Origin of the sequence: Acidianus manzaensis (assembly GCF_002116695.1) — an archaeon.
Classification (GTDB): domain Archaea; phylum Thermoproteota; class Thermoprotei_A; order Sulfolobales; family Sulfolobaceae; genus Acidianus; species Acidianus manzaensis.
Map to the genome: position 1 here is coordinate 90,971 of NZ_CP020477.1, position 13,295 is coordinate 104,265.

The window sequence follows — 13,295 nt, forward strand, 5'->3', positions numbered from 1 at the left end:
ATCTAAATCTAGAAAAGAGGGAGGTATTTTTAGACTGAGCTATTACGTCTTCATTGCTAATTGTAGTGGTTTCAATTATAATATACTAAAAACAGGAGAAAATGTAGAAATAAAATGGTAGTGATAATAAAAATGAAAAGTAAGAAAAAATTATCTATACTCTCATAATTTTTTGTTATTGTAATTTGCAACCAAATATAGGAAAATCAGTTATATTAGTTTATAGGGTATCTGAAAATTGAGGCAATTCTCTCTATCAAGTTATTCGTAGAACTAACGTAAAGTATTCAATGGTATGCTATGGTTCTACTAGAGAATCTTAATTTTACAGATGAAAGAAAGATTTGTTTATGGTACCTTTCACCTCCTAGTTATAAAAAATTATTATTATCATGATGATCTTCCGTTTAATCTTAAATATAGTGCGCCAAAAATTGCTATTAAGGCTATTATTCCTAGATTCCACGTTATCGAGAATGAACCATTCAAGTCATATCTTAATGCTTGAGCAATATAAGTTGTAGGTTCTAGTAGTGAGGGAATTCTGAAGTATAAAGGTAGAGCATAATATGAGATGAAAGTTGGTGCAAAGAAAGATAATCCTATACCTAAGACCTGGGATAGTTCATTTACTTGCCTTTGTTTGAAAGCTAATCCTAAGTCTAATCCAATTATTGCTGAAGCGATCATTGATAAGATTACGCTTATGAATAGTCCTATCCAGTTAACATTTATTGAGATAAATTCCTTTGCTATAAATATTAATACTACTATTAATGGTATTGCAATGATCATATTTGTAAAGGATACTGAAAGTCCTGTTAACCACTTTGGAGATCCAAATGTATAAAGTATTGTTAAATGTCCTACTGTTTTCATGGATGAAATTTGTTGAGAGATGGAAGTAAAAATATCTAGTGAAATAAATAGAGTTATTGTTCCTACTAAAGTGTCATAAGAAGGAAAATTAAGGATGAAAGCTATTGGGAAGAATATTAGGAAGAAAATGCTAGTTGCTAGGAAGTATCTGGTTTGCCTAATATATAATTCAACAAGAACTAGGAATTTCATTTTTCAAACACCTTAGTGTAAATTTCTTCTAGCGAAGGGAGTTTTACTTCAAATTTGAAGTTTGCTTTAGCTATAAAATCCTTTATCTCATGAATTTTTACATAATATTTTTCTCCTGATTCTACGTTGGTAACTTCGTAGTATTCTGAAAATTTTTCTTTTATTTCGTTTACTTTTCCTTCCATTAATATTTTTTTGTTTAAGAAATATACTCTGTCAGAAAGTTCTTCTGCTTCTTCTAGATAGTGTGTTGTAAGGATAATTGTTTTCTTTTCTTCTTTTTTTACTTCTTTGATGTATTCCCATACTTCTCTTCTTGATTCTGGATCTAAACCTACTGTAGGTTCGTCTAATATAATTATTTTAGGATCAGTAATTAGAACTGATGCTATTAGTGTTTTTCTTTTATTTCCTCCTGATAGGTCGTCTACTACAGCTTTTGGATTTATTTTGAATTTTTCTAGAAGTTCTATCGCTCTTTTTTTAGCTTCGTTTTTTGGTAATCCTTTTAGTCTGCCTAAAATTGTTACGTGTTCTTCTGCTGTTACCGAATCTAATGGTCTAGCTTCTTGGGGCACTACTCCCATGTATTTTAATGCTTTGGATGGTTTTACTCCTAGTATTCTGATTTCTCCTTTGTCTGGTTTTAATTCTCCGTATATTTGTCTCATTAGTGTTGTTTTTCCACCTCCATTAGGTCCTAAGAATGTAACTAATTCCCCTTCATCAATACGGAAGGAAACATCTTCGTTTGCTATTAGTTTTCCATAACTTTTCCATACGTTTTTAGCTTCTATCATGATATATCACTTTGTTTAATTTTTATTATTCCGCCATCTGCTTTGGCTGAAATTTGGAGGAGACTTTTATTTCCAGGCCTAGATGGGGGTAAGTTAACTATTCCAACTGACGATGAAGACGAAGATATTATTGACATATCTTTAGGTGTAAATATTCCTAAGTTGGCCATTCCTCCATCTAAATTTAAGTTCAGTGTATTTTTGTCTGACATATAAGTTATTTTTCCATCAATTTTTCCTCCATTAACAGTAATATTTGAGTTTTGATTAATGATTTCAAATTCAGCTAATCCTCCATCGATGTCTAAATTTAAATTATTTATTTTTATTCCGTTTATGCTTATTTTTCCTCCATCTAATTCTATATCTAGAGAATTAACGTCTGGATATGTTATAAGCAATTCACATCCATTACCTTCTATTTTATCTGGATAAATGTCTAAGTCTGAATAATCTCTACATTTAGCTATCAAATAAGGATTACCTTTTTTTATCTTTATTACTCCTCCGTTTAGTTCTATTTTCATTTTATCTTTAAACTCGATTTTATTATTATATACAATTTTATTTTGATAAAATTTTGGATGCTTTAAAAAAGAGAAGAACGATTTAGACGAAGACGGTATTGAAGGTTCCTCTTCTTTATTATCTTCTTTGTTTTCCTTTTCTATTATATTTTCTACATTTACTGATTTATTATTTATTATTAACAGAATATTTTCTGATGCGATTATATTTCTTATATTCTCAATTTTTTCTAGGATTTCATTAAGTAAAGAAGAATTTACTTCGTCAAATTCTACAGTTTCTACATTTTTTATTATCAATTTTCTATCTTCTTCTTTTAGTTTGATTAATAGATTATTATCAATTTTTACATAATTTATATATTCTAAGATTAGAGGTAAATTAGGCGGATTTAGTTTAAAGCTTGTTTCCCCAGAATTTACTTGATTGATTATTTCTAAAGCGGTTTTTCCTAGTTCTGTTAGACTATATTTTCCTTCTTCATCTTTTGTTATGAGTCCGTCTAATTTTTTGATATGAAATGATAATGCTGGAGAATCGATTTTTAGTTCTTCTGATAGTTCTGAAAAAGTTTTTGGAGTTTGTAGAGATTGCAATACTCTTCTTCGCGTTTCATTTGATATTGCTTCAAATATGTCCATAGGTACAACATATTTCTTCTACATTTAAATGTTTCGTATTTTTCTATAAAGTAAATAGAAATTTACTCATCAAATTCATATTAAATAAGCTAAGTGGTTTAATAATCTTTTATTTATTAATTTAATATATTTATGGATAAAGATAGTTTTATAGTTCTTTTTTATGTAAGTTTTAAATAATACAAAACTTATCAAGAAAGATATGTAAAGAGAAGGAGATAAAATTATCAAAGAAGTTCCATTATCTCCTAATTTAGTAGTTTCTGTTGGCGATGAAGAAAACTTCTATAGAGGAAGAACTTCAATATTCACTGGATATCATTCTGGTGTATCATATACTTTTGTTGATATAATATTTATTCAAAATGGAATCGAAATGTTAAGGTTTGAAAAAGTTTCTTCGGGAAAAGCTAATGAGCTTTTATCAAAATTGCGTAGTATGGGAATACAGACATATTAGACTGAATCTGCTAAAAATCGCATATACTAGGAAAAAAATTGAATTATCTTTTTTTAAAAAATTATTTTATTTTCTTTGTTTGAGTTAATACGAATGCAATGCCTGCCAGTAAGACTATTATCATAGAGATTACGTCAATATCACTAGAGTTTACGCTTCTCTGTATATTTTCATTGTTTTGATGAGTTGTATTTGCTTTACTTTGAGAGATGTTTGCATTAGGATTAAAGCTTAGTGTGGATACGTTATATTTCGATATTAATAATCCCAATTGTGTTATAGGAATTATATGAGCTCCTAATTCTTGGTTATTCACGTTAACATAAAATTCTACTGTTAGATTATGTGCTTTGATATTATTATAATTTAGTAATACTACGTTTAAACCTGGGAGTAAGGTTACTTGTTTGTAAGTTATTATGCTATTATTTTGAGCTATTGCTACTATTATATTTGCGTTAACTCCTAGACCATTTTGTATATTTAATATAGCAACATTCTTTGTTATTATAGAGTTAGCTAAGTTTAATTGTGAAAAACTATTATTTACATAATTAATTATAGCGTGATCGTATACTATTGGCTGTATCGCAAACCATTGTGGGCCATAGTTTGGAGGTCCTGCTTGCCATGTCCAATCGCTTCCTTCTGAAACGTACAAATAGTTCCATAATGTATAGTACATTTGATATGCAGGTGGTAAATTTAAGTTAGTTGCGTTAGGTGCGTGAGTAAAAGATAAGGGAACTACTGGAGATAGCGGCAATCCAAGTAAATTAGAGTATGCTACTAAATATGTTCTGGCTTCTGATACATTATCCCAGATTTCTATCTTTCCTTGATATCCGTTATTCCAATCATTTAAGTTAGTGTCCCAGCTTTCTTCTGGTAAGTTAGTTAATAATCCTCCGACTTTATGCGTAGCTAAAGCCTGGTTTATTGTCTGAGTCTCTAACCAACCTTGGCCTTCAGCGGTAGATATTGAGTTATATATTGCGTATAGGTCTGCCGGTCCTGTGGTTGGATTGAATATTAATGGATTTTCTCCGTCTAAGGCTACTACGTCAATTCCGCCTGGATGTGACATATAAACTCTAGCTAAGTATTGTAACAGTTCTTCTGATGTAAGTTGTGGTGATTGACTGAAGAAGGAGAACGAGAACATGTTAGATAGATTTGTATCTCTAAATAATACATAAATTGTTTGACCAAGGGAATTTTCTACTTCGTAAACTTGATATGGTGATGATACATTTCCTTTTACTACTGTTAAATCTGGTGCTATTTGTACGAATGAGTACCAGTCCAATAGTGTAACGTTTATTCCGGTTTCATTATAAAGTTGAATTAATCCCATATTGAATGCCATTTCTGGTGTCCATGCTGCATTGGCTTTTACTCCAAATACGTAATTAGTCATGTTTTCTCCCATTAATATTTGAGCGAGTAGATCCGAACTCCAACCATTATCGTATTCTATAGCCATTAACGGATGATAGAATGATACTGTCAGAACTTGTAATCTTCCTTCTTTAACTAAGTTTCTGTATAATTCTATAGTTCGTAATGTAGCATTATAATCGTGTGTTATGTTAATGTTGTATCCTTCGTTATTTATTATAGTGATGTTTTCGTTATGTAAGAAGGCTTCCCATTGATATAAAAGAACTCCGGTAAAATCTATGCTTATATTAATGTTTTTGAAATAATTAAGTAATAGTGCTTGTAATTCATATGAACCTACTAAGCTTCCATTATAGTAGAAATCTTGACCAGTGTGAATTGGAACCCATGGTTGTCCATAGCTTCCATTTGGTTCTATGTATAATGGTTGATGCATGTTCCAATCTATGACTAAGCTTAATGGTTTTTTACCTGTAGTGTTTAAAATGTATAGCTGGGGTAATGTATAAGTTTGAATTAGTCCATGATATATTACATTAAGTGTTGAATCATATATGCCTTGTGATAAAAGATGTGCTGGGAAGGTAATTGAGACGTTATTTATTCCCGTTGATAAGGTTAAATTATTACTATATAAAAGCATATTATCTTCGAAAAGCTGTAATCCGTATTGGGCTGTAGGACCGTTATTTCTTAGAGTAATAGTAACGTTTACTGTTTCGTTTTCTGTATATACATATTCGTTAAAGGAAGACGTAATTAGTGTTAATGGAGTATAGACATCTTGTATGTCAAAATTGTAATATGTATTATTATGTAAGTATTCGTTTAACGTTTGATCGTAATATACCCATTGCACCCATTGTCCTGGTTTAAATGGTCCTATAATTACAGTATAATTTCCGTATAGTGGATTATAAGTCATGTTTGCGTTGCTTATATTTGACCATGGTAAACCAGTTTCTGGACCTGAAGCTAATCCATAGTGTAAGATCATTACATCTGGTGGTCTTCCTAATGCTGTTATAAGTATGCTACCGTTACTTAGTACAACAGCGTAGGTTTTTCCTAATTCATTGCTAGGTGGATTAACTATTAAGTTCCAGTTCCAAAATGGGTGGTTATCATAGTTTATGAATTGTGTTCCATTTACAAGGAAATCCCATGCTATCCATGTTCCATTATTAAATGGACCTACTGTTACTTGAAATGCGTTTATGGTGTTATTCCATGTCATTGGTGTTTCCATTGCTCCAGGTGTTCCATTTAGTGTGTAATATGGTCCTTGAGGATATGGTTCTATTCCCCAATATAGATCTACTTCTGAGTTTTCATTAATTCCATGTAAGTATACTGTTACATAGCCTGAAGAAGTTACTGAAAAGTTAACTGAGATAGAGTTTACTGAATTTGCTGGAAAGCTTTGTATCAGAAATCCTAAAAATATTATAGAAATTAAAATTCCTAGTATCTTGTATGTACTCATATTTATCATTATAAAATAAATGTATCTTATATTTAAACTTTATGTATTGTCATTTTATTTCTTCTTTATAATTATTACTAGTAATATTATAATTATTACTATAACTACTACGATAACAGTATCCAGATATCCATTAGGCTTCGCGATAGTAGAGGTCGAAGTGGTAGTATGTAAATGAGTTACGTTATGTAAGTTAAGCGATACTATTACGAACATTGCTGAAGACCAGGTTAGTGGAGAGGTTGTAGGTAGAGGATTTCCATATTTTGGATCTACTGCTTCAGGCAATAGACCGTTCTGTGAATGGTTATATGCCCAAGTTAGCAGATTTACGGCTTCAGTGTAATTATTAGTTTTTGCATAATATAGTGCTTCAAATAAGGTTGTTATTATCCATGGAGGATTTGGTTCGCTGCTGTCGTATAAAGTATTGTCGTAATGATAGGTATCTCCAAGGAATCTGGCTAGACCTCCATTTATCGTAAGTGTATGTTGAATTTTTCCCATAGTACTTTGAGATATATTTGAATTTAGTGGAATTAATCCAAAATCTATAGGTAAAATTACTGCAGAATCAATGAATGGGGAATAAGGTACTAGTATTGTTTTGCTTCCGTTACTAGTAAATTCTACGGTCGTTTCTAAAGTTGATGCAAAATATGAATCATAAACGAAGTTTTTCATTATGCTTTGATTTAGCATTTTTTGTGCATTAAGTATTGACATATTTGATAGATTCAATTTTGAGTAAATTATTGCTACGTCTTTTAGTCCTAGATCGTTAAATGCTTCTGTCCAAAAGTGATATGCTTCTCTATCTTCCCATACGCTTAAGTCTTCTGGAAGTAAGTGGAATGTGGAATTTTTTATGCTATTTATTTGATAGTTTACTGTCTGGTTCAAGCTTGGTAGGATTTCTCTCAAAAATGAATAGTTATGTGTTAGTTGAAAATAATTATATATTCCTACTTCAAATATTCCTAAGCTGTCTAATTCGTCGATTCCAAATGATTTATCTGGAGTTCCTGTGTAGAAATTATACCTGGTGTACCAAACTCCAGGTTTTAGTCTTTGTGCTGAAGCCATCCATAGCCAATACTTTAACGCTGAGTTATAGTGCCCTGCATCTTGTAATGCGATAGCTGCAAATGATGAGTCTCTCATCCAATTATATAAGTAGATTGGTGATGGCGATGCAACAAATTCTCCTGTCCATGGATTTTGGTCATCCTTTAATACTAAGAGGGATAAATCGTATTCTTTGATTAAGTTTGATGGTAAGTTTTTGGGGAATTTTGATTTGTTTAACCATTGCTTTACAGTTAAGGAGGAGTTTTGTATTATTGATGAAATACTATTTGTAACAGAAGTAATGAAGGAGATTTCTATGAATCTATATCCTTTGCCTATTAGTTGAAGTGAATTGTTTTGTAGTAATGTTGTAAAGTTTGTTAATACGTAGACTTTTCCGAATGGTTCTTTAAAATAAAAGTATGTATTATTGATTTCGGAAATATTGTTTTGTTGTAATGTTATTTTTAATGCTACTGAAGAAAATGATGTTATGAGTATGTAGTTCTGGTATTCTGGAGTTAGAATGCGTATTTTTCCTTGATTGTTTGATAATAATACTGAATTATTTAGTGTAAGGAATGATGCAGTAGTATTGAAATTAAATAATATGGAGGAGTTGAGTAAATATCCTTGATAATAAATGTTTCTAATTGATGTAGAATAATTTGGGAAACCGTTGAGTAATGCATCTGGAATTGGTATTCCTGTGACTATCCAAATATCTAAATTTTTCCAATTACTTAATAGAAGATAGGATGGATAATACGAGTTTGATCGTTGGGTTTGGGTTAAAGGATAGGAGTATGTAATTTGACTTGAAAAGAAGAATGAAATTATAAAAAATAATATTAAAATTATACTAACTGTTTTTATCATTTTCCTCCTCTATTAAGTTTTTACCTGAGTTTATATCAAATATTACTATTTGATCTTGATCTATGGAGAATTTTATTTTATCTCCTTTTTCTACTTTTGCTTGACCTTTTTCTATTAATCTAATTATTTGCCCTCCTATATCTACATAAATAACGGTGTAGGGGCCTACTCTTTCTACCATATCAACATAGACTTCTATTCCTTCTCCGAATTTTACATTTTCTGGTCTGAATCCTATTTTAATTTTTTGATTATCTTTTAATAATTTTTTATAGGTTATTGGCACTGGTATTTTTATGTCGTTTGATACTATGTAATCTCCTTCTATTTTTCCTTCTATTATATTCATTGGTGGAGTACCTATAAATGAACCTACCCAATCTGAATTTGGATTATTATATATTTCCATAGGATCTCCGTAAGCCTGGATTACTCCTTGATGAATTAATGCTACTTTAGTAGCTAAGCTTAGAGCTTCTGTTTGGTCGTGAGTAACGTAAACTATAGTAGTATTTAACTTTCTATGTAATTGTTTTAATTCGTCTCTAGCTATTACTCTTACTTGAGCGTCTAAGTTCGCTAAAGGTTCATCCATGAGTATTATATCGTCTCCTTTTACTAAGGCTCTGGCAATTGCTACTCTTTGCATTTGTCCTCCGCTTAATTGTGAAGGTTTTCTATCTAGTAATTCGTCTATGCGTAGCATTTTGGATACTTCTAAGACTTTGCTTCTTATTTCTTCTTTAGATTTATGCATTAATTTTAATGGGAATGCTATGTTATCATAAACGTTCATGAAAGGATATATTGCGTAATTTTGGAAAACCATAGATACGTTTCTATCTTTTGGAGGTACGTTATCAACTATTTCTCCTCTAAGATATACGTGACCTTTATCTTGTTTTAGTAGACCAGAAATTATTCTTAATAATGTGGTTTTTCCTTCTCCTGATGGCCCTAGGACTACTACTAATTCTCCTTTCTCTATAGAAAGATTTAAACCTCTCAGTACTTCTGTTTTCTTTTTCTTTTGAGTGTAAATTTTCCAAATATCTTCTAATCTTATGTACTCCATTTACTTCACCCCTGCTAAGCTACTATATGCTCTTGTCATCATTCTTTGTGAGACTAAGAATAAAGCCATTAATGGAATTCCCATTAATACTGCTCCTGCTGCGAATAGATTATATGCTGGTGCGCTAGCTGGGTTTATTAATCCTGCTAGGTAATATAATCCTATCGTAGCTGTCCATAATTTTATGTGTGGTAGGATAAATGCATAGGCTAAAGCGAAATCCATGTATGCTCCTAGAAATCCTAATAAAGCCGTTAAAGCTACCACTGGCAATGCTAATCTCATAACAATTCTTAAGAATGCTTGAAAACGTGATAATCCATCAATCATTGCCGCTTCTTCATATGAAGATGGTATGCTATCTATGCTTAATTTAGCTAGAAAAGCTGCGAATATAGCAGTTCCTGGAGTGTAAGCTAAGACCAGTCCAACATAATTCAATAAATGAAATTGAGCAAAGAGAAGATATAGTGGGACAGCTGTTGCAGTATAGGGAAAGAAAGTTATTATGTAAATGAATGTTGCCAAAGTTTTCTTTGCTGGTATATTTAATCTTGATAATGCATATCCAGTTATCATTGCTAGTATTACTGAAAATATTGCTGTAGCTGAGGCTAATATTAGACTGTTTCTAACCCATACTGGAAATGAAGCTCCTCCATAAAAGCTTGAAAATAGTAAGTATTTATATGCAGTAAAGTATAGGTGCTTAGGAATTAAATCAGATACATCTAGAGATATTAAATTAGGTGCATTGCTAAAAGATGTTAAAAATACATAATATAAAGGAAATATTGAGAATAATGTCATTATTATAAGAGCAGAATATGAAATAAATAATCTAACTATTTTTCCTATTATATATTTTCCTTTAGATCCTCTTTTTTGAGTTTGAATATTCTTTTTTTCTTCTTTTTTAACTTCTTGCATGTGAATCACCTCATGTAATTGAATCTAAAACTTTTGTAATTCTTAATACAATTACGGCCATTATAATTACCATCAGTGTTGATATTATTGACCATGCTGCAGCTAGGGAAAAATTGCTATAACTAAAAGCTTGCTGATATGCATATACTATAAATGTTTCAGTTGATATTCCTGGACCTCCTCCTGTTAGTATGTAAATAGGATAGAAGTTATTCCATGTAAATACAAAACTTGTAATAAATACGAATGCTATTACTTTTTTTAGAGAAGGCAAGGTTATTCTAAAGAATTTAGTAAAAACTGATGCTCCGTCTACATCAGCTAATTCGTATAGTTCTCTAGGTATACTTTGTAGTGCAGAATAGAAGACTGTCATAAAGTAAGGAAAAGAAAGCCAAATATTTGTAACTATTAGTTCTATCCATGCGTCGGTAGTAGAAGTTAATGAATTTATTGGGGGTAAATGAAGAAGTGGTAAAACTAATTTGTTCATCATTCCGTACGGGTCTACCCATAGTCCTTGCCAAATTAATAATGATATAAATCCAGGGAAGGCCCAAGGTAAGATTAATAAAGCGTAAAATATTGATTTTCCTTTAAGATCTTTCTGATTTAAAATTAAAGCCATTCCTAATCCTACTAGGGTTATAGGAACTAAGCTTCCTATTGTCCATATTGCTGTATTTCCTAAAAGTTTCCAAAAATATCCAAACTTAAATAATGATATATAATTTTGGAATCCTACATAAGTATAATGGAAAAAATGAAATAAATTCATATTAGTAAATGAAATATCTATAGCGTAAGCTAAAGGATAAATAAATAAGAAAAAAACTATGGCTAAAATTGGAATCATATAAAAAATTCCATTATATTTTTCATTCACTTTAATTCACCTAAAATATTCCTAAAATAGACGATAAATAATAAATTAAGAATTCTAATCCATTAGTTGGTAATACTGCTATTTCATCAACTGAAAATCCTGCTTGTTGCAAGGATTGTATAAAGGCTGATTCCATTCCTTGTGCTGCATCAGTAGCAGAGATTTTTTGAGCGAAGAACTCACTAGCATATTGATGGAATGAATCCCAGTAATAATTCATTTGTGGTATATTAGGGCATACTTGAGTGTATTGTGCTTGTTCTAAAATACCTTTCATTATACCATTTAGATAGGAAGGCTTTAAGTCTCCAGCATTTAATTGATTTATTGCTTCGTTATAAGCTGGTTTGAACGCTGGAATATCATGAGCTACAGTCCATAAGTTCATCTCAGCGTAATAATTAGTTACGTACATTATGAAAATTATTGATGCTTTTATCTGCATTTGAGATGCTCCACTAGCCTGTGGTGATGCTACCATCCATCCTGTGGATCCTTCAAAAGGTTCTGCTCTCATTCCAGTTTGGCTAACTACTGGCAATGGTGCTGCACCTAAATTAGGTCCTAAAGCTTGTAAATACGCGTCTAAATCCCAAGGTCCATCAAATATTATTGCAGTCTTATTAGAGATGAATAGCTGGCCTTCTACTCCACCTGCTCCAGTAGATGGTGCTAAGTAGTTTATTCTTAAGTTATATGTTAAGTTGTACCAGAAGTTAAGAGCGTTAACCATAGCTGTAGAGTTTAATGCTGGCATAGGTTGGCCGTTTACAGTTGTAAATATTTGGCCGCCAAATCCTGCAAACCATTCTGCAAATCTGTAACCGTACTCGTCACTAGCACCATATGCAATACCCCATACACCATAAGTTTTGTTAACATGTTCTGCAATACTTATTAATTGGTCAGTTGTGTTTGGTGGATATGGTACGAATTCCTTATTATAGAACATTACTATATAGTTTATATTATCAGGTAATCCGTATACTCCATTACTTAAAGTCCAATCTTTAACTGCTACTGGCAAATACTGATTAATATAGGACTGAGGAATATAATTTGATAAGTTAAGTATTAAACCAGCTGCAAATAATGCGCCTCCAGAATTACTGCTATCTCTATATACGTCTGGTGCTGTACCGGATTTTGCTGCAGTTTCAAAATTGGAAGTTCCTATGCCTACTCCATAAGTTACATCTACATGAATCCATGGAAATGCACTTTCAAAACTGGCTAAAGTTTTATTGAATGCTTGATTTTCACCTGTACTATAACTATCCCATACTGTAATGGTTACAGGCGTAGACGGCGGAGAAGTTAATCCTACTACTTTCATAAAATACTGAGTGCTATTAGAGGGAGGAAGTGATGATACTGTTGAAATAGAAGATGTTGTAGTGCTTACTTTTGAAGTATGTGAAGATATAATTCCAGACAAATAGAGCCCTGCTACTACTGCTACAATTATAATTACAACTGCTATTATTGCTCCAATACTTTTGGATAACCCTCTATCTATTTTAAATCGACCCAATTTTATTACCTAATAAATCTTATCGCAATATGATGATTTAAATCTTATCAAATCGTTGAATTTATATATTACAATATATTTACATTAATAGATATCATACGATATATAATTTATATTAGATAGTTTGAAGTAGTAAACAATATTTATTTACTTATCATTTTAATGTATCAGAAAAAATAAAATATATCATGTTCTATGATTACTTTTTAGATGTTTATATCTAAGTATTTAAATGGATATATATCGATAATAATGAATTATGTAAAATGAGTTGTTCTTCATGTAAAAAGAATATAAAAATTCCCTATTTAATATAAAAATTATTAAATGAAATACTTGATTTTTTTAATATATATAATATAAGCTTATATTATATATTAATAGTAGAGTTAATATTATGGTATCACATATATATATTATTTAACTTTATGGTGGTTAAGGGAGCTGAAGTCTGTAAGGTTTGGAATGGATAGCTCTTTAAAAGTCTTTATTCAGTACTAATTTTTTATATACATGGATGAAAGAGTTAG

9 protein-coding genes are annotated in these 13,295 nt (G+C 30.9%); all 9 read right to left on the reverse strand.

Translation table 11 applies throughout. The features are described 5' to 3' along the window. Positions 1-390 precede the first annotated feature (390 nt). Positions 391-1,071, reverse strand: coding sequence for an ABC transporter permease (locus B6F84_RS00235; RefSeq protein ID WP_148690355.1), 681 nt, complete (start codon positions 1,069-1,071; stop codon positions 391-393). Further along, positions 1,068-1,871, reverse strand: coding sequence for an ABC transporter ATP-binding protein (locus tag B6F84_RS00240; RefSeq protein ID WP_148690356.1), 804 nt, complete (start codon positions 1,869-1,871; stop codon positions 1,068-1,070). The genes B6F84_RS00235 and B6F84_RS00240 overlap by 4 nt, the downstream gene beginning before the upstream one ends. After that, the gene (locus B6F84_RS00245) at positions 1,868-3,040 is read right to left on the reverse strand and encodes an ArsR/SmtB family transcription factor (protein WP_148690357.1); all 1,173 of its coding nucleotides are present in this window, start codon (positions 3,038-3,040) and stop codon (positions 1,868-1,870) included. The genes B6F84_RS00240 and B6F84_RS00245 overlap by 4 nt, the downstream gene beginning before the upstream one ends. 521 nt (positions 3,041-3,561) lie before the next feature. After that, positions 3,562-6,399 (reverse strand): polysaccharide deacetylase family protein, encoded by a 2,838-nt coding sequence (locus tag B6F84_RS00250; RefSeq protein WP_148690358.1) that lies wholly within the window; start codon positions 6,397-6,399, stop codon positions 3,562-3,564. A 45-nt stretch (positions 6,400-6,444) separates the two neighbouring features. Further along, a complete protein-coding gene (locus tag B6F84_RS00255; protein ID WP_236748988.1) occupies positions 6,445-8,340 on the reverse strand; it encodes a glycoside hydrolase family 15 protein in 1,896 nt (631 codons plus the stop codon). Continuing rightward, positions 8,324-9,415 (reverse strand): ABC transporter ATP-binding protein, encoded by a 1,092-nt coding sequence (locus B6F84_RS00260; RefSeq protein ID WP_148690359.1) that lies wholly within the window; start codon positions 9,413-9,415, stop codon positions 8,324-8,326. The genes B6F84_RS00255 and B6F84_RS00260 overlap by 17 nt, the downstream gene beginning before the upstream one ends. Further along, positions 9,416-10,225, reverse strand: a complete 810-nt coding sequence (locus B6F84_RS00265) for an ABC transporter permease subunit (RefSeq protein ID WP_236749100.1) — start codon at positions 10,223-10,225, stop codon at positions 9,416-9,418. A 130-nt stretch (positions 10,226-10,355) separates the two neighbouring features. Further along, the gene (locus tag B6F84_RS00270) at positions 10,356-11,201 is read right to left on the reverse strand and encodes a carbohydrate ABC transporter permease (protein WP_148692780.1); all 846 of its coding nucleotides are present in this window, start codon (positions 11,199-11,201) and stop codon (positions 10,356-10,358) included. Positions 11,202-11,241: 40 nt separating this feature from the next. Next, positions 11,242-12,765, reverse strand: a complete 1,524-nt coding sequence (locus B6F84_RS00275) for an extracellular solute-binding protein (RefSeq protein WP_187152718.1) — start codon at positions 12,763-12,765, stop codon at positions 11,242-11,244. Positions 12,766-13,295 lie beyond the last annotated feature (530 nt).

What these genes read in the sequence shown, in the direction of transcription:
- B6F84_RS00235 (WP_148690355.1), bottom strand. Translation starts at nt 1,071, where the DNA reads ATGAAATTCCTAGTTCTTGTTGAATTATATATTAGGCAAACCAGATAC.
- B6F84_RS00245 (WP_148690357.1), bottom strand. Translation starts at nt 3,040, where the DNA reads ATGGACATATTTGAAGCAATATCAAATGAAACGCGAAGAAGAGTATTG.
- B6F84_RS00255 (WP_236748988.1), bottom strand. Translation starts at nt 8,340, where the DNA reads ATGATAAAAACAGTTAGTATAATTTTAATATTATTTTTTATAATTTCA.
- B6F84_RS00260 (WP_148690359.1), bottom strand. Translation starts at nt 9,415, where the DNA reads ATGGAGTACATAAGATTAGAAGATATTTGGAAAATTTACACTCAAAAG.
- B6F84_RS00250 (WP_148690358.1), bottom strand. Translation starts at nt 6,399, where the DNA reads ATGATAAATATGAGTACATACAAGATACTAGGAATTTTAATTTCTATA.
- B6F84_RS00270 (WP_148692780.1), bottom strand. Translation starts at nt 11,201, where the DNA reads ATGATTCCAATTTTAGCCATAGTTTTTTTCTTATTTATTTATCCTTTA.
- B6F84_RS00240 (WP_148690356.1), bottom strand. Translation starts at nt 1,871, where the DNA reads ATGATAGAAGCTAAAAACGTATGGAAAAGTTATGGAAAACTAATAGCA.
- B6F84_RS00265 (WP_236749100.1), bottom strand. Translation starts at nt 10,225, where the DNA reads ATGACATTATTCTCAATATTTCCTTTATATTATGTATTTTTAACATCT.